Annotated in this window: 17 protein-coding genes; 8 read left to right on the forward strand and 9 right to left on the reverse strand. The window is 70.1% G+C overall.

The features are described 5' to 3' along the window. Positions 1 to 196: 196 nt before the first annotated feature. Positions 197 to 1,093, reverse strand: a complete 897-nt coding sequence (locus tag G5C60_RS42090) for a chitosanase (protein WP_165267962.1) — start codon at positions 1,091 to 1,093, stop codon at positions 197 to 199. A 107-nt stretch (positions 1,094 to 1,200) separates the two neighbouring features. Here G5C60_RS42090 and G5C60_RS42095 point away from each other — a divergent pair, with 107 nt between their 5' ends. Continuing rightward, entirely contained in the window at positions 1,201 to 1,920 is a 720-nt protein-coding gene (locus tag G5C60_RS42095; protein WP_165267964.1) for a VWA domain-containing protein, read from the forward strand. A gap of 72 nt (positions 1,921 to 1,992) precedes the next feature. Here G5C60_RS42095 and G5C60_RS42100 read toward each other — a convergent pair whose 3' ends face one another. After that, positions 1,993 to 2,883, reverse strand: coding sequence for an aldo/keto reductase (locus tag G5C60_RS42100; protein WP_165267966.1), 891 nt, complete (start codon positions 2,881 to 2,883; stop codon positions 1,993 to 1,995). Positions 2,884 to 2,947: 64 nt separating this feature from the next. On the opposite strand from G5C60_RS42100, the gene G5C60_RS42105 reads away from it, so the two are divergent. Then, positions 2,948 to 3,319, forward strand: coding sequence for a MerR family transcriptional regulator (locus G5C60_RS42105; protein WP_165267968.1), 372 nt, complete (start codon positions 2,948 to 2,950; stop codon positions 3,317 to 3,319). Between the two features lie 19 nt (positions 3,320 to 3,338). Then, positions 3,339 to 4,985, forward strand: a complete 1,647-nt coding sequence (gene qcrB, locus G5C60_RS42110; protein WP_165267970.1) for a cytochrome bc1 complex cytochrome b subunit — start codon at positions 3,339 to 3,341, stop codon at positions 4,983 to 4,985. On the opposite strand, the gene G5C60_RS42115 is transcribed toward qcrB, so the two are convergent. Next, positions 4,960 to 5,940 (reverse strand): acyl-CoA dehydrogenase family protein, encoded by a 981-nt coding sequence (locus G5C60_RS42115; protein ID WP_165267972.1) that lies wholly within the window; start codon positions 5,938 to 5,940, stop codon positions 4,960 to 4,962. The two genes, qcrB and G5C60_RS42115, sit on opposite strands and share 26 nt — an antisense overlap. Then, positions 5,940 to 7,115, reverse strand: a complete 1,176-nt coding sequence (locus tag G5C60_RS42120) for an acyl-CoA dehydrogenase family protein (protein WP_165267974.1) — start codon at positions 7,113 to 7,115, stop codon at positions 5,940 to 5,942. The genes G5C60_RS42115 and G5C60_RS42120 overlap by 1 nt, the downstream gene beginning before the upstream one ends. Positions 7,116 to 7,176: 61 nt before the next feature. Between G5C60_RS42120 and G5C60_RS42125 the strand changes: the two genes are divergently transcribed. From G5C60_RS42125 to G5C60_RS42135, 3 genes are read left to right on the forward strand one after another with little or no spacing between them, the layout of a single operon-like run. Further along, entirely contained in the window at positions 7,177 to 7,965 is a 789-nt protein-coding gene (locus G5C60_RS42125; RefSeq protein WP_165267976.1) for an SDR family oxidoreductase, read from the forward strand. Between the two features lie 15 nt (positions 7,966 to 7,980). Continuing rightward, positions 7,981 to 8,592, forward strand: a complete 612-nt coding sequence (locus G5C60_RS42130; RefSeq protein WP_165267978.1) for a TetR-type transcription factor C-terminal domain-containing protein — start codon at positions 7,981 to 7,983, stop codon at positions 8,590 to 8,592. Between the two features lie 48 nt (positions 8,593 to 8,640). After that, complete coding sequence (locus tag G5C60_RS42135) at positions 8,641 to 9,798, forward strand: acetyl-CoA C-acetyltransferase (protein ID WP_165267980.1); 1,158 nt, start codon at positions 8,641 to 8,643, stop codon at positions 9,796 to 9,798. A 15-nt stretch (positions 9,799 to 9,813) separates the two neighbouring features. On the opposite strand, the gene G5C60_RS42140 is transcribed toward G5C60_RS42135, so the two are convergent. The 4 genes from G5C60_RS42140 to G5C60_RS42155 are packed head-to-tail and all read right to left on the reverse strand — an operon-like array spanning position 9,814 to position 13,425. Beyond that, entirely contained in the window at positions 9,814 to 10,866 is a 1,053-nt protein-coding gene (locus G5C60_RS42140; protein WP_165267982.1) for an NAD(P)H-dependent flavin oxidoreductase, read from the reverse strand. Then, complete coding sequence (locus tag G5C60_RS42145) at positions 10,866 to 11,678, reverse strand: CoA-transferase subunit beta (protein ID WP_165267984.1); 813 nt, start codon at positions 11,676 to 11,678, stop codon at positions 10,866 to 10,868. The genes G5C60_RS42140 and G5C60_RS42145 overlap by 1 nt, the downstream gene beginning before the upstream one ends. Beyond that, the gene (locus G5C60_RS42150; protein WP_165267986.1) at positions 11,678 to 12,601 is read right to left on the reverse strand and encodes a CoA transferase subunit A; all 924 of its coding nucleotides are present in this window, start codon (positions 12,599 to 12,601) and stop codon (positions 11,678 to 11,680) included. The genes G5C60_RS42145 and G5C60_RS42150 overlap by 1 nt, the downstream gene beginning before the upstream one ends. Further along, positions 12,598 to 13,425 carry an enoyl-CoA hydratase family protein gene (locus G5C60_RS42155; RefSeq protein ID WP_165267988.1) on the reverse strand — a complete coding sequence of 276 codons (828 nt, stop codon included), beginning with the start codon at positions 13,423 to 13,425 and terminating at the stop codon, positions 12,598 to 12,600. Before G5C60_RS42155 ends, G5C60_RS42150 begins: the two co-directional genes overlap by 4 nt. An 87-nt stretch (positions 13,426 to 13,512) precedes the next feature. Between G5C60_RS42155 and G5C60_RS42160 the strand changes: the two genes are divergently transcribed. Together G5C60_RS42160 and G5C60_RS42165 are read left to right on the forward strand one after the other, a co-directional pair. Beyond that, positions 13,513 to 14,295, forward strand: a complete 783-nt coding sequence (locus G5C60_RS42160; RefSeq protein ID WP_165267990.1) for an SDR family oxidoreductase — start codon at positions 13,513 to 13,515, stop codon at positions 14,293 to 14,295. A gap of 1 nt (position 14,296) precedes the next feature. After that, entirely contained in the window at positions 14,297 to 15,205 is a 909-nt protein-coding gene (locus tag G5C60_RS42165; RefSeq protein WP_165267992.1) for an SDR family oxidoreductase, read from the forward strand. 152 nt (positions 15,206 to 15,357) lie between these two features. Here the strand turns inward: G5C60_RS42165 and G5C60_RS42170 are convergent. Next, a partial coding sequence (locus G5C60_RS42170) for a HEAT repeat domain-containing protein (protein WP_206440656.1) occupies positions 15,358 to 15,943 on the reverse strand: 586 nt, incomplete at its 5' end.

Below are 15,943 nucleotides of genomic sequence, written 5' to 3' on the forward strand. Positions count from 1 at the left end.
CCGGAACCCCGGTCCTCAAACGCCGGACGGGCTGATTTGCGCCGGGCGGGCTGAACTCAGCCCGTCCGGCGTTTGAGGACGAGGCCGCCAGGCCGACAGCGGGGGCCTGGGGGCGCAGCCCCCAGCGGGGTCCAGGGGCGGAGCCCCTTGGTATGGGACGGGTAAGGGCGGCGGGGGCGAAAACCCCGCGGGCCCGCTAGTCCGGCACTCGGAACGTTTCTCCGTACACCGCCCACTCCAGCGGAGCGTCGAGGTCGAAGTTCCCGTCGTACAGGAAACGCCGCTGAGCCGTGTCGATGCGCGTCGTGTCGCGGTGGGCCTTCTTGGACTTCATGGCCGTGCGGCGGATGTCCAGGAAGATGTCGAGGTACGCCTTCTCCTTGCCACCCTGCGCCGGAGTGTCCGCCTCGGACAGGGCACGTTCACGCAGACCGTAGAAACCGTTGGGACCCGTGCCGGGGCCGTGCAGAACCATCGCGTCGTAGTAGATGAACTGTCCGAGCGTGCCCAGGCCGTCCAGCTTGGCGAGGCGGACCGCGGGCTCGAAGTAGATGCGGTCGCGTACCGCGTCCTGGGCCTTGCGGAAGGCCGCCACCTCCGCCTCCCTCTTCCAGGCCGCCGTGAAGCCGGGGTCAAGACCCTCGTGGGAGTCCGTGCCGTCGACCTTGCGCAGAGCGGGCATATAACGGGCGAGACCGTTGTCCGGGTGCTCCTTCGTGTAGCTCTCGACGAGTACGAGGAGGTCGTGCGTGCCGGTGCAGAAGCCGATGATGCCCGCGGTGTAGCCCTGGCCGTCGCCGATGTCCTCGATGTAGCCGTACTGGTCACGCCAGTTCAGCGTGGAGTTCTCCGCGCTCGCCACGATCTGCTGCGCCAGTTCCTTCTTCTTGGGCGCCGAGAGCCCGGGCGGCAGATCCGCGATCAGCGCGTCCTCGGCCGCCCGCCCGGCTTTGTCGTCCTGCCGGGCCTGCTGTGACGCGGACGGCGTCCCCTTGGCGCCCTGCGACTCGGTCTCCCCGGGCGTGAGGAGGTAGACCGTGGCCGTCACGACGACGGGCAGGGCGGCGAACATCAGGCAACCAGCGCGCTTCATGGCGCTCAGAGTAAACGTTCCACCGCTCGCCGAGTTGAGCGGTGGACCCCCAAGCTCCTCTCCGAGCTAGGCTCACCCGGTCAGTCCATGACCGTAAGGAGCCGCGCGTGGCCGGGATCAGCCTCAGCAAGGTGGAGGAGACCGCGCCCGCGCTGGTCTCCCTCTACAAGAGTGCGGGAGCCTCACTCGCCGGGCACGGGCTGAGCGGACAGCGGGCCGCCGTCTATCTCGTCGTCGACTACTCGGGTTCGATGAAGCCGTACTACAAGGACGGCAGCGTGCAGGCGCTCGCCGACCGGGTGCTGGGGCTCTCGGCGCACTTGGACGACGACGGGACCGTACCCGTCGTGTTCTTCTCCACGGACATCGACGCGGTGACGGACATCGCCCTCGACAACCACCAGGGCCGTATCGAGCGGATCGTCGCGGGCCTCGGCCACATGGGCAAGACGAGCTACCACCTGGCCATGGACGCGGTCATCGACCACTACCTGGACAGCGGCTCCAAGGACCCGGCCCTGGTCGTCTTCCAGACGGACGGCGGACCGATCAACAAGCTCGCCGCCGAGCGGTACCTGTGCAAGGCGGCGAGGCTCCCCCTCTTCTGGCAGTTCATCGGCTTCGGCGACGCGACGAGCAAGCAGTTCGACTTCCTCCGCAAGCTCGACGACCTGGCCGTACCGGCCAAGCGCCCGATCGACAACGCCGGTTTCTTCCACGCCGGCTCGGACCCGCGACGGGTCTCCGACCCTGAGCTGTACGACCGCCTGGTGGCCGAGTTCCCGCAGTGGCTGACGGCGGCGCGGGCCCAGGGGATCATCCAGTGACCGTACGGCCGCTGACCGTCCCCCTGAGCCGTTGCCCGTCCGCGTGGCCTCGCCGTGCCCGCGGGCTGCGCCTCAGGCACTCGCCCCGACCGGCACCGCCCCTGACAGCCGCGCGAACTGCGTCTCGCTGAGGGTGACTTCGAGCGCCCCCACGTTCTCCGCCAAGTGCGCGAGCGAGGACGTACCCGGGATCGGGATGATGTTCGGGGAGCGGTGCAGGAGCCAGGCCAGGGCGGTCTGGGACGGTGTGGCACCCAGCTCCCCGGCGACGGCCGCGACCGGGCTGTCATCGCCTGCGTGGCCGCCCATGGCGATGGGGAAGAAGGGCAGGAAGGCGATGCCTCGTTCGGCGGTGTGGTCGACGACCGGGTCGTGCCCGCGGTCGGCCAGGTTGTACATGTTCTGCACGCTCGCGATCGGTGCGATCTCCGAAGCCGCCCGCAACTCCTCCACCGTCACCTCGGAGAGCCCGATGTGCCGGACCTTGCCCTCGTCCTGGAGCTGCTTGAGCGCGCCGATCTGGTCGGCGAGCGGGTACTCCGGGTCGATGCGGTGCAGTTGCAGCAGATCGACACGGTCCGTACGCAGCCGGCGCAGACTGAGCTCGGCCTGCTGACGCAGATAGGCGGGGTGCCCATGGGTGACCCACTCGGCCGGGCCGGGCCGCACCACACCGGCCTTGGTGGCGACGACGATCCCGTCGCGGTAGGGGTGGAGGGCCTCGGCGAGCAGTTCCTCGTTCGCGCCCAGGGCGTAGGCGTCGGCCGTGTCGAAGAGGTTCACCCCGAGCTCGACCGCCTCGCGGAGGAGGGCCACGGCACCGGCGCGGTCGGTGGGTGCGGTCCAGATGGGGGCGGTGGACCCGCCGCGTTCGCCGGGGGCGCCGGTCAGCCGCATGGCGCCGTAGCCGATGCGCCGTACCTGCAGGTCGCCGCCGAGCTGGAATATCGTTGTGTTCGTCATGACGGTGACGCTAGGACCTCACACGGATGTGAGATTCAAGGTCAGACGCTGTGAGAGGGATCACATGAAGATCGGGGAGTTGTCCCGCGAGACCGGCGTCAGCGTCCGGCTGCTGCGTTACTACGAGGAACAGGGCCTGCTCGCCGCGGAGCGCACCACGGGCGGCCATCGCTCGTACGACGCCGATGCGCCCCGCACCGTACGCCGTATCCGCGCCTTCCTGGATGCCGGTCTGAACACGCGGGTGATCCGCGAGATCCTGGACTGTGTCTGTGGAAGTGACGCCGAGGTCGAGCCGTGCCTGACGCCGATGCTTCTGGACCAGCTCCGCGGCATCGAGCAGCGCATCGCCGAACTGGAGGGTTCCCGCGTATCGCTGGCGGAGATCCTGAACGATCCGTTGGCTTCGCCGGACCCTCCTGCCATCCTGAGATGAGCCGAGCGGGAGGCCACGCATGGGTGCGCGATCGCTGAACCGGCACGGTACGAGCGGGCGGCCGGCACAGACGGCCAAGGGCGAACGGCTGGCGGACTGGGCCGACGGACGGCTCGGGATCTACGGCCTTGCCAAGGCCCAGATGCGCAAGGTGTTCCCTGACCACCCGTCCTTCATGCTGGGCGAGATCTGCCTCTACACCTTCCTCATCCTGATCCTCACAGGTGTCTACCTCACCCTGTTCTTCGAGCCGAGCAGCGCCGAGACCGTCTACAACGGTTCGTACGAGCCCCTGAACGGCATCATCATGACCAGGGCGTACGAGTCCACGCTCGACATCAGCTTCGACGTACGCGGCGGACTGCTCATCCGGCAGATCCACCACTGGGCGGCGGTCGTGTTCGTCGCCGGGATGCTCATCCACATGATGCGGGTGTTCTTCACCGGCGCGTTCCGCAAGCCGCGCGAGCTGAACTGGCTGTTCGGCTGGACGCTGCTGTTCCTCGGCATCATCACCGGGCTGACCGGCTACTCGCTCCCCGACGACCTGCTCTCCGGCACCGGCCTGCGCTTCGCACAGGGCGCGATCCTGTCCGTGCCGGTCGTGGGAACGTATCTCTCCTTCTTCCTCTTCGGCGGAGAGTTCCCGGGGGACGACATCATCTCCCGGCTGTACCCGATCCACATCCTCCTGCTGCCCGGGATCATGCTCGGCCTGGTGGTCGCCCATCTGATCCTGGTCTTCTACCACAAGCACACGCAGTTCCCCGGGCCCGGACGCGACCAGAAGTCCGTGGTCGGCATGCCGTTCCTGCCTGTCTACATGGCCAAGGCCGGCGGCTTCTTCTTCCTGGTGTTCGGTGCGCTGTCGGTGATGGGCGCGATCGCGACCATCAACCCCGTGTGGGCCTTCGGCCCCTACCGGGCCGACCTGGTCACCACCGGTGCCCAGCCCGACTGGTACCTCGGCTTCTCCGAGGGGCTGATCCGGGTGATGCCGGGATGGGAGATCAACGCCTTCGGCCACACCCTGGAGCTGGGCGTCTTCATCCCCTTCTCGCTCTTCCCGCTGATCATGCTGGCGATCGGCGTGTACCCGTTCATCGAGGCATGGATCACCGGGGACAAACGCGAACACCACATCCTGGACCGGCCGCGCAACGTGCCCACGCGCACCGGCCTCGGGGTGGCCTGGCTCAGTCTGTACGGGGTGCTGCTGATCGGCGGCGGCAACGACATCGTGGCCACACGCTTCCATCTCTCCATCAACGTGATCACGTGGTCCGTGCGGATCGGCTTCTTCGTGGTGCCCGTCCTCGCGTTCATCATCACCAGACGGATCTGTCTGGGGCTGCAACGCCGTGACCGGGACAAGGTGCTGCACGGCAGGGAGTCCGGCACCATCAAACGGCTGCCGAACGGCGAGTTCATCGAGGTGCACGAACCGCTCTCGCAGGCCCAGCGGTTCACCCTGACCCAGCACGAACAGGCCCCGCCGTACGAGGTCGGCCCGCTCGTCGACGCGAACGGTGTTGCCCGGAAGGTCGGGCCCACCACGCGGCTGCGCGCCCGGCTGGCCCGCGCCATGTACGGCCCGCAGACGCACATCCCCAAACCGACCCCCGAGGAGTACCAGGAACTCACGAGCGGCGACCACCACCACTGAACCCGCTGTCGAGCACCACGGCTCGACACTCGCCCGGACTGCCCCAGGCGGTCCGCAGGGCACGGGCCTTGGTCAGCCACAGAGACAGGTCGTACTCCGCGGTGTAGCCGATCGCACCGTGCAGTTGCAGCGCCGTGCGCGCGATGGCGTACGCCGCCTCGCATGCCGTGACCTTGGCCGCGGCGACGTCGGCCGGGTCCATGGACAGCGCGGCGCCGAAGAGGAGCGGGCGCGCGAACTCCGACGCGATCTTCGCGTCGGCCAGTTGATGCTTGACCGCCTGGAACGAGCCTATGGACACACCGAACTGGGTGCGCTGCTTGACGTACGCCACCGTTTTGTCGAGGAGGGCAAGGCCCACACCCAGGGCCTGGGCGGCGGTGGCGAGCCGTGCCCAGGTGAGGGCGTGGGCGACGGGCGGGTTCCTGGCGAGGAGTTCGCCGCCGGGATCGAGGTGCGTGAGGCGGCGGGCCGGGTCGAGGGACGTGCGCACCGGGCCGTGTCCGGGGGCCAGTCGCAGTTCGTCGCCGTCCAGGGACAGCAGTGCCGTCGCCGCGTCTCCATCCAGCGCGTACGACCCCGAAGGCGCGACCGTTGCCACCGACTCGCCCGAGGCCAGCGAGGGGAGCAGACGCTTGGCGGGGCCCGGGTCGTACAGCTCCGTCAGCAGAGCCGCCGCCGTGACCGTCTCCACCAAGGGGCCCGGCACAGCATGGCGGCCCAACTCCACGAAGGCCACCGCCAGTTCGACGGGACGGGGGCCCACTCCCTCGTACGACTCCGGTATGGCCAGCGCGAAGACGCCCGCCTCCGCGATACGGGACCACAGCGCGCGTCCGGCCGTCTGGTCTCCGGCACTCCAGGACCGTACGACCGACGGTGTGTCCGCGGCCGTCAGCATCGCGTCCAGCGAGTGGGCGAAGGCGCGCTGTTCGTCGTCCAGGAGGAAGCGCATCAGCGGCGTCCCTTCGGCAGGCCGAGGAGGCGCTCGGCGATGATGTCGCGCTGGATCTCGTTCGTGCCGGCATAGATGGGGCCGGCGAGCGAGAAGACGTACCCCTCCGCCCAGTGACCGTCGGCCGACACCGCATTCACCGCCTCACCATCCGCCACCTCGCCGTCCGGGCCGAGCAGATCGAGGGCCGTCTCGTGCAGGGCGATGTCGTACTCCGACCAGAAGACCTTGTTCAGGCTGGACTCGGGGCCGATGGGCTCGCCGTCGAGGAAGCGGGAGGCGCCCGCGTAGGTGAAGAGCCGGTACGCGCGGGCGCCGATCACCGCGTCCGCCACGCGGTCGCGCAGGGCCGTGTCGGACGGGTCGCCGTGAGCCCGCCACAGGTCGACGAGCCGGTCGGCGGCGGCGAGGAAACGGCCGGGGGAGCGGAGGGTCAGACCCCGCTCGTTGCCCGCGGTCGACATGGCGACACGCCAGCCCTGGCCGGGCTCGCCGATCACGTCCTCGTCCGGCACGAAGACCTCGTCCAGGAAGAGTTCGGCGAAGGCCGGCTTCCCGTCGAGGCGGCCGATGGGGCGGACGGTGACGCCCGGCGCACGCAGATCGAACATCACGTACGTGAGCCCCTGGTGCGGCTTCGGGGTGTCGGGCTCGCTGCGGAACAGTCCGAACGCGCGGTCGGCGAACGCGGCCCGCGACGACCACGTCTTCTGTCCGGTCAGCAGCCAGCCCCCGGCCGTGCGCACCGCTCTGGACCGGAGCGAGGCCAGGTCCGAGCCGGCCTCGGGCTCGGACCACGCCTGTGCCCAGATCACCTCGCCGGACGCCATGGGCGGCAGGATCCTGGCGCGCTGCTCCTCCGTGCCGTGGTCGAAGAGGGTGGGCGCGAGCAGGCTGATGCCGTTCTGGCTGACCCGGCCCGGCGCGCCCGCCGCGTAGTACTCCTCCTCGAAGATCAGCCACTGGATGATGTCGACGCCCCGCCCGCCGTACGCGGCCGGCCAGGACACCACCGACCACCGGTCCGCGGCCAGTTCGGCCTCCCACGCGCGGTGTGCCGCGAAGCCCACCTCGGTCTCCAGGGAGGGGAGGGGAGTGGTGGGCACATGGGCGTCGAGCCAGGCCCGGGCTTCGCTCCGGAAGGCTTGCTCGTCCGGCGTGAAGGCGAGATCCATCAGCGGCGATCCTTAGGCTTAGCGCTTCCCTAACAAGTGTTTGGTAGGTTAGCGTGGCGGTATGACAGACGTCGAGGGTCCGGCGTACGTATCCGGTCATGGCCTGCTGAAGGAGCGGACCGCCGTCATCACCGCCGCCGCGGGCGCGGGGATCGGCGGGGCGACCGCGCGCCGGTTCCTGGAGGAGGGCGCGCGCGTGCTGATCAGCGACGCGCACGCGCGACGGCTCAAGGAGAGCGCGGAGGCGTTGAGCGCCGAGTTCGGTGCCTCCTGCGTCGACTCGCTGCCCTGCGACGTCACCGACGAGACGCAGATACGGGCCCTCTTCGAGACGGCTGTGCGCCTGCACGGCCGACTCGACATCGTGGTCAACAACGCGGGCCTGGGCGGCACTTCGCCCCTGGTCGACATGACGGACGAGCAGTGGTCGAAGGTGCTCGACGTCACGCTGAACGGCACGTTCCGGTGTACGCGGGCGGCACTGCGGGCGATGCGCGAGTCCGGCGGCGGCGTGATCGTGAACAACGCGTCCGTCGTCGGCTGGCGCGCCCAGGCCGGTCAAGCGCACTACGCCGCCGCGAAGGCGGGCGTGATGGCGCTGACCCGGTGCGCGGCCCTGGAGGCGGCGGAGTACGGGGTCCGGGTGAACGCGGTGTCGCCGAGCCTCGCCATGCACCCGCACCTCGTGAAGGTCACCACCCCCGAACTGCTGGAGGAGCTGACCGCCCGCGAGGCCTTCGGACGGTACGCCGAGCCGTGGGAGGTGGCCAACGTGATCGTGTTCCTGGCGTCCGGCTACTCCTCGTACATGACCGGCGAGATCGTCTCCGTCAGCAGCCAGCACGCCTAGGACGACAATGGATCCGTGCCTACGAAGAAGAAGCCCCAGGTGACCGCCACGCCCGAGCGGCGTCGTGAACTCCTCGGCACCGCCGCCGAGGTCTTCGCCGAGCAGGGCTACAACGCCACCACCGTCCGCAAGATCGCCGACCACGCGGGCATGCTCGCGGGCAGCCTCTACTACCACTTCGACTCCAAGGAGTCGATGCTGGAGGAGATCCTGCGGACGTTCCTGGACGAGCTGTGGGACGGGTACGACACCGTCCTGGAAGCCGAGCTCGGGCCCCGGGAGACCCTGGAGGCCCTGGTCACCGAGTCCTTCCGGGAGATCGACCGGCATCGTGCGGCCGTCGCCATCTACCAGAAGGAGTCCAGGCACCTGGTGTCCCAGGAGCGCTTCGCGTTCCTCGCCGAGTCGCAGCGCAATTTCGAGAAGGCATGGCTGTCCGCGCTGGAGCGGGGTGTGGACGCCGAGGTCTTCCGGGACGACCTCGACATCCGGCTCACCTACCGGTTCGTGCGCGACACCGTGTGGGTCGCCGCGTCCTGGTACCGGCCCGGGGGACAGCACAGCCCGGAGGAGATCGCCCGGCAGTACCTGTCGATGGTGCTGGACGGGATCGCCGTACGTACGTAGCTCATTACTCATTACTCATCGGGATTCAGGATTCACTGGGGAGTTGTCATGGCCGAGGCCTACATCGTCGAAGCGGTCCGTACGCCCGTCGGGCGGCGCAAGGGCGGTCTGAGCGGGGTGCATGCGGCCGACCTGGGCGCACATGTGCTGAAGGCCCTCGTCGCGCGCTCCGGAGTCGACCCGTCCGCCGTCGAGGACGTCGTCTTCGGCTGTCTGGACACCGTGGGGCCGCAGGCCGGTGACATCGCGCGGACGTCCTGGCTGGCGGCCGGGCTGCCCGAGGAGGTGCCCGGGGTGACGGTCGACCGGCAGTGCGGTTCGTCCCAGCAGGCCGTGCACTTCGCCGCGCAGGGCGTGCTGTCCGGCACGCAGGACCTCGTGGTCGCGGGCGGCGTCCAGAACATGACGCAGGTCCCCATCGGGTTCGCCTCCGGGCGGGCCACCGAGCCGCTGGGGCTGACGGAGGGGCCGTTCGCGGGGAGCGAGGGGTGGCGGGCACGGTACGGGGACCAGCCGGTGAACCAGTTCGTCGGCGCCGAGATGATCGCCGCCAAGTGGGGGATCAGTCGCCTCGACCAGGAGGAGTTCGCGCTGCGGTCCCACCAGCGGGCGATCGGGGCGATCGACGAGGGCCGCTTCGAGCGCGAGATCGTGGCGTACGGAGACGTCACGGCCGACGAGGGGCCGCGCCGGGACACCTCCCTGGAGAAGATGGCGGGCCTGAAGCCGGTCATCGACGGCGGCACCATCACCGCCGCCTGCTCCTCCCAGGTCTCCGACGGCGCCTCCGCGATGCTGCTCGCCTCCGAGCGGGCGGTACGCGAACACGGGCTCACCCCACGCGCGCGCGTGCACCACCTCTCCGTACGCGGCGAGGACCCGATCCGCATGCTCACGGCACCCATCCCGGCCACCGCGCACGCCCTCAAGAAGACCGGCCTGACGATCGACGACATCGACCTCGTGGAGATCAACGAAGCCTTCGCCCCCGTCGTCCTGGCCTGGCTGAAGGAGACCGGCGCGGATCCGGCAAAGGTCAACGTCAACGGGGGTGCGATCGCCCTCGGACACCCGCTGGGCGCGACGGGCGTCAAGCTGATGACGACGCTGCTGCACGAACTGGAGCGCACGGGAGGACGGTTCGGACTGCAGACGATGTGCGAGGGGGGCGGTCAGGCCAACGTGACGATCATCGAGCGGCTCTGACGTCCGTCGGTCACCTCAGTGCTTGGCGGCGGCCAGTTCCTGGAGCACCCGCTCGGCATCGGTCATCACGCGTTCCACCAGCTCCGCACATGACGGCAGGTCCTCGATCACTCCGGCCACCTGGCCCGAGGCCATCACCCCCAGGTCCGTACGGCCCTCGACCATCGACGCGCGCAGCAGCATGGGCGTGTTGGCGGCGAGGAGGACCTGGCTCCAGGAGAGGTCCTTGCCGTGCTTCATCGCCAGGCCGTCGCGGATCATCCGGGACCAGGTGAGGCCGGACAGTTTTCTGAAGGCGGCGGCTCGGCGGAGCGCCCGGACCAGGGATCTCGTACGGCCCGCTTCCTCAAGGGAGTTGACGAGGTCCGTGCGGAGCATGCGGTGGGGCAGGCCGTCCACGGCTGTCGTCACCGTGACGTCCTTGACCGTCGCCGCGAGGTACTGGGCCTTCACCGCGTCCGGGACCGTGGAGTCCGAGGTGAGCAGAAAACGTGTGCCCATCGCGATGCCCGCCGCCCCGTACGCGAGCGCCGCGACCAGGCCCCGGCCGTCGAAGAAGCCGCCCGCCGCGACGACAGGTATGTCCACGGCGTCCACGACCTGCGGCAACAGCACCGTCGTCGCCACCTCGCCCGTGTGCCCACCGCCCTCGCCGCCCTGCACGATCACCGCGTCCGCACCCCAGGCCGCGACCTTCTCGGCGTGGCGGCGGGCACCGATGGACGGGATGACGACGACACCCGCGTCCTTGAGCTCGGCGATCAGCTCACGGGAGGGCGCGAGCGCGAACGAGGCGACCTTCACGCCCTCGTCGATGATGATCCGCACCCGGTCGTGGGCGTCGCCCGCGTCCGCCCGCAGGTTCACGCCGAACGGCTCATCCGTACGGGACTTGACCTCCCGGACGGCACTCCGCAGCTCCTGCACGGTCATTGTCGCGGAGGCCAGGATGCCCAGGGCGCCCGCGTTCGCGGAGGCGGAGACCAGGCGCGGGCCGGCGACCCAGCCCATGCCGGTCTGCACGATCGGGTGCCGCACCCCGACGAGCTTCGTGAGTGCCGTCTCCATCAGCTCTTGACCTCACGGTCGCCCCGGCCGGCAGGAGCCTTGGGGCCGCCCCGCCTCGCCGGGACCTCGCGATCGCGCTGCCCCCGCGGGTCGATCACCTCGCGTATCAACTCCAGCTCCGCCGCAGTCGGTTCGCGTGTGTACGGCACCTCCTCCGGGACCGTCAGCTCGAAGCCCGTCGCCTCTCTGACCTCCTCGACCGTCACCCCCGGATGCACCGAGGCGAGCCGCATCGAGCGGTCCGGGGTCGCGAAGTCGAAGACGCCGAGGTTGGAGACGACCCGAGGGATGCGGTGATAGCGAGTCGCCGTGGGACCGGCCGCCGCCGCGCTGTCGTACCCGACCCCGCAGATCATGTCGACCTTCTCGACGAAGACCCGCGTGGAGTGCTTCGGGATCCAGTAACTGACGGGATTGTTCAGGGTGTTGACCGGCGCGCCCCGCACCCCGAGGAGCTGTCGCACGGGCTGCTGCCAGTCGCCGATGCAGGAGATGTTCTGGTTGCCGAACCGGTCTATCTGGCTCGCGCCCATCATCACGTGGCGCCGGCCGCCGGTGACCATCGTGAGGTGCTGCCGGTACGGCAGCCAGCCCTCCGGCGTGCCGTCCGGGCCCACCAGCATGGCCTCTCCATCGGTCAGGAGCAGGTCGGGGGCGAAGGTGCGCCTGGCGAGGCGGGCGCCGACGGACGGGACGGCACCCATGGGGCTGGCGAGCACCTCGCCGTTGTCCCGCCATGCCTCGGCGCAGGCGATCACGCAGTACTCGGCACGCGTCACCTCACGCGTCACGTCACTCACCACCTCGCTCATCACCGCTCCCTGTCCGAGGGGCCGGAAGGGTCCGACGCGTCCGAGGCGTTCGACACGTTCGACACTTCCCAGGCCTGTACGGCGGACTGGTAGTCCTTCTCGTTCCCGCTCAGGAACCGCTCGGCGAACTCCGGCCAGGGAGTGGTCGCGTAAAGCCGCTGGAATGTCTCGTCCCGCTCGTAGTCCGGCGCGCAGGACGTGAAGTGCGCCCCGTTCGGCGCCTCCACCACGCCGGTCACGCTGTGCCGCTTGATGAGCAGGGTCTGCGGGGCGGCCTCCTTCGTCAGCTCGGCCATGTCGGTACTTTCGACGAGTCGTTCGCAGGAGACGTACGCGGTGTCGGCCGCCTCGCAGAACAGGTCGTCGAAGTACGGATCCGGGCCCAGATACTGCCCGTTGCCCCTGCGGTCCGCGCGGTTCACATGGACCAGCGCGGCGTCCATGCGCAGGGCGGGCATGGCGACGAAGGTCTCCTGGACTCCCGTCGTCTCGTCCTCGTACGGCGAAGTGACCGTCCGCAGCCCGGGGTTGACCCGCAGCACATCCGAGCCGAGGCCGGCCCGCACCGGTATGAAGGGCAGCCGGTTCGCGGCGGCGTGCAGTCCCCACATGAACATCGCCTCGTCGATCTCCATCAGTTCGAGAGCACCGCTCTCGCGTGCCGCGCGGTAGTGCGGTTCGAGCGGGATCGAGTCGAGCGTCGCGAAGGCCGCGACCAGTTTCCGTATCTTCCCGGCGGCCGCGAGCATGCCGACGTCCGGGCCGCCGTACGAGACGACCGTGAGATCGGTGATCCCGGAACGGAGCAGTGCTCTCACGAGCGCCATCGGTTTACGGCGGGAGCCCCAGCCTCCGATGCCGATCGTCATCCCGCTCTCCAGGCGGCCGACGACCTCCTCCGCCGACATGGTCTTGTCGCTCACCGGTCCTCCTTCCCGGACGTGTCATGGCTGAATGTGTCCCGGACCCGGTCCGCCACCCCGCTGACGGCGGCCTCGTAGGTGAAGCCCTGCTCGAAGCGGTAGCTGCGGCGCACGTCGACGGGGTCGATGCCATTGATGGCGGCCTTGGCGAGCCGGATCAGCTGCCCGTCCTTGGCTGCGATCTCCCGGGCCAACTCCAGCGCGGCGTCCCGGAGTTCGGAGCGCGGCACGACCCGCCACACCGAGCCGTGCGCGTGCAGCTCGGCCGCCGTGGCCGTACGCGACGTGTAGTACAGCGCGCGCATCAGGTGCTGCGGCACGAGGCGGGCCAGATGTGTGGCCGCACCCAGGGCGCCCCGGTCGAGCTCGGGCAGCCCGAAGGTGGCGTCGTCGCTCGCCACGATCGCGTCCGCGTTCCCCACAAGGCCGATGCCGCCGCCCAGGCAGAAGCCCCGCACCGCCGCCACCACGGGCACCTCGCACTCGTACACCGCCGCGAACGCCTCCGCACAGCCGCGGTTGGCGCCTATCAGCGCGCCACGGCCCATCGGACCCCTCTTTCCGCCCAGTTCCCCCCGCTTCCCCTGCTCGCCCTGCTCCTCCTGCTCGCTCCGCTCTCGCTGTATCTCCTTGATGTCGACGCCCGCGTTGAACCCCCGCCCCTCGGCGGTCAGCACGACACAGCGGATCTCGGGGTCGCGGCCCGCCGCGCGCAGGGCGTCGGCCAGCTCGAACCAGCCGCGCACCGGCAGCGCGTTCACGGGCGGGAAGTCGACCGTGACGACGGAAATCCCCTTTTCCGGGGACGAGGTGGAGACACCCATGGGCGCATCAGCTACCTTTCCACCAAACATTTGTTAGGTGCGATCAGTTGTGAAGGTAACAGCGAATGCCGACGAGCGGGAGGCCCTGTGGACAACCGGCAGGACAAGCAACTCGTGGTGGTCACCGGCGGAACCCGGGGCGTCGGCGCCGGGATCGCCCGGACGTTCGCGGAGGCGGGCGCCCACGTCGTGGCCTGCGCCCGCAGACCGCCCGAAGTGCCGGTCGAGGGCGTCGAGTTCGCGTCCGTCGATGTGCGTGACCCGGCGGCCGTACGCGCCTTCTTCGACTCGTTGCCCCGGGTCGACGTCCTGGTCAACAACGCGGGCGGCGCCCCGTATCGGCTGCTCACGGAGACGGACGCCGAGCGGCACGCGCGCGTGATCGATCTCAACCTCAACGGGCCGCTGACCGTGTCCCTGGCGGCGTACGAGCATCTGAAGCGCGCCCGGGGCTCGATCGTCATGATCGGCAGCGTCAGCGGGACGCGGCCCTCGCCCGGTACGGCGGCCTACGGGGCGGCCAAGGCGGGCCTGGAGAACCTGGCCCGGTCGATGGCCGTGGAGTGGGCGCCGGACGTCCGTGTCAACACGCTGGTCGTCGGGATGGTTCGCACCGAGCTGTCCCACCTCCACTACGGGGACGAGGAGGGCATCGCGTCCGTGTCCCGAACGGTCCCGCTGGGGCGTCTCGCCGAACCCTCCGACATCGGCGAGGCCGCCGTCTTCCTCGCCTCGGACTCCGCCGCGTACATCACCGGCGCCAGCATGCTCGTGCACGGCGGGGGAGAGCGGCCCGCTTTCCTGGACGCGGCAACTGTCAACAAGACCGAGACGGCCAACAAGACCGAGACTGCCGACAAGGAGAGGTGACATGACCGGAATCTGCGACGGCAGGGTCGTGATCGTCACGGGCGCGGGGCGGGGCCTCGGACGGGCGCACGCCCTCGCGTACGCGGCCGAGGGCGCCCAGGTCGTCGTCAACGACCTGGGAGTCGGCCTCGACGGCGCGCCCGGACCCGACAGCCCGGCCGCACTGGTCGTGGAGGAGATCCGCGCGGCGGGCGGCGAGGCCGTCGCGCACGGCGGGGACATCGCCACGGCCGAGGGCGCCCAGTCGCTGATCGCCACGGCACTCGACGCGTTCGGGCGGCTCGACACGCTCGTCAACAACGCCGGGTTCCTGCGCGACCGGATGCTGGTGAATCTCGACGAGGACGACTGGGACGCCGTCATGCGCGTCCACCTGAAGGGGCACTTTCTGCCGCTGAAGCACGCCGCCGCGCACTGGCGGGCGGAGACGAAGGCAGGGCGTACGCCGCGCGCGCGGGTCGTCAACACCAGCTCCGGAGCGGGCCTTTTGGGCTCGGTCGGGCAGGGCAACTACAGCGCGGCGAAGGCGGGCATCGTGGGGCTCACGCTGGTGGCCGCCGCCGAGATGGGGCGCTACGGAGTGCAGGTCAACGCCATCGCGCCGGCCGCGCGCACACGGATGACCGAGCGGACCTTCGCCGAGACGATGGCGGCGCCCGGCGACGGCTTCGACGCGATGGCGCCCGAGAACGTCTCGCCGCTCGTCGTCTGGCTCGGTTCCACCGCGAGCGCCGGGGTCACCGGCCGGGTCTTCGAGGCCGAGGGCGGCCGCATCACCGTCATGGAGGGCTGGCGTCCCGGCCCGAGCGCCGACAAGGGTGCCCGCTGGACACCGGCCGAGGCCGGCGACACCACGCTGAAGCTGCTTGCCGGGGCGGAGGTGGCGCAGCCGGTGTACGGAGCGCGGTAGCGCTCCGCTGGGTTAGGCAGTTTCGACGCTGCGGGTTCGTTGTGGCTGGTCGCGCAGTTCCCCGCGCCCCTAAAGGGGCGCTGGTCGCGCCTCCGCGGCGGAGCCGCAGATCGAAACAGCCCCGCGCCCCTAAAGGGGCGCTCGTCAGTGCCTCAGATTCGGCGTGGCAGTGTCCACGTCAGTAAAGTCCGTACCCGGTCGTCCCGTATGTGTTCGACCGCCTCCTCGGCGGTGGTGCGCGGGGTGCTGTTGGGCCGCTCCTGAGTGAGCAGGCGCTCCAGCACGGTGATCGCGCGTGGGTCCTGACGTACGGCCAGTCCGCGCGCCGCCTCCGCCACCACCTCCGGATCCGGGTCGTCGAGGAGTGAGGCGAGGGCGTCCCGCAGGGTGGGGGTGTCCGTGTCGAGTACGGCCAGCGCCGTCGCCGTCCAGTTGCGTACGTCTCTGTCGGCGTCCCCCGCCAGGGAGACGAGCCGCGAAAGGCCCTCCTCGTGCCCGGCGGGGACGAGCCCGCACAGAGCCACCGCGACGGCTCGTCGTACCTCGGTGTCCGGGTGGCCGGCGTGCCGGAGGATCTCCGGGAGGGCGGCGGGGTCCTGATGCTGCCCGAGCGCCGCGACGACGGACCGCAGCGTCGACGCGTCGTCGGCCTCGCGCGCCAGCTCCCGCAGCAGCGGCAGGCTTCGGGCCACGAAGGGACGTACGGCTGCGTCATCCTGCTCCGGCCCGTCCCCGCCC

The sequence above is a fragment of the Streptomyces scabichelini genome (assembly GCF_011045015.1).
In the GTDB taxonomy this organism is placed as follows: Bacteria; Actinomycetota; Actinomycetes; order Streptomycetales; family Streptomycetaceae; genus Streptomyces; species Streptomyces scabichelini.

What these genes read in the sequence shown, in the direction of transcription:
- G5C60_RS42090 (WP_165267962.1), bottom strand. Translation starts at nt 1,093, where the DNA reads ATGAAGCGCGCTGGTTGCCTGATGTTCGCCGCCCTGCCCGTCGTCGTG.
- G5C60_RS42100 (WP_165267966.1), bottom strand. Translation starts at nt 2,883, where the DNA reads ATGACGAACACAACGATATTCCAGCTCGGCGGCGACCTGCAGGTACGG.
- G5C60_RS42105 (WP_165267968.1), top strand. Translation starts at nt 2,948, where the DNA reads ATGAAGATCGGGGAGTTGTCCCGCGAGACCGGCGTCAGCGTCCGGCTG.
- qcrB (WP_165267970.1), top strand. Translation starts at nt 3,339, where the DNA reads ATGGGTGCGCGATCGCTGAACCGGCACGGTACGAGCGGGCGGCCGGCA.
- G5C60_RS42115 (WP_165267972.1), bottom strand. Translation starts at nt 5,940, where the DNA reads ATGCGCTTCCTCCTGGACGACGAACAGCGCGCCTTCGCCCACTCGCTG.
- G5C60_RS42120 (WP_165267974.1), bottom strand. Translation starts at nt 7,115, where the DNA reads ATGGATCTCGCCTTCACGCCGGACGAGCAAGCCTTCCGGAGCGAAGCC.
- G5C60_RS42125 (WP_165267976.1), top strand. Translation starts at nt 7,177, where the DNA reads ATGACAGACGTCGAGGGTCCGGCGTACGTATCCGGTCATGGCCTGCTG.
- G5C60_RS42135 (WP_165267980.1), top strand. Translation starts at nt 8,641, where the DNA reads ATGGCCGAGGCCTACATCGTCGAAGCGGTCCGTACGCCCGTCGGGCGG.
- G5C60_RS42140 (WP_165267982.1), bottom strand. Translation starts at nt 10,866, where the DNA reads ATGGAGACGGCACTCACGAAGCTCGTCGGGGTGCGGCACCCGATCGTG.
- G5C60_RS42145 (WP_165267984.1), bottom strand. Translation starts at nt 11,678, where the DNA reads ATGAGCGAGGTGGTGAGTGACGTGACGCGTGAGGTGACGCGTGCCGAG.
- G5C60_RS42155 (WP_165267988.1), bottom strand. Translation starts at nt 13,425, where the DNA reads ATGGGTGTCTCCACCTCGTCCCCGGAAAAGGGGATTTCCGTCGTCACG.
- G5C60_RS42165 (WP_165267992.1), top strand. Translation starts at nt 14,297, where the DNA reads ATGACCGGAATCTGCGACGGCAGGGTCGTGATCGTCACGGGCGCGGGG.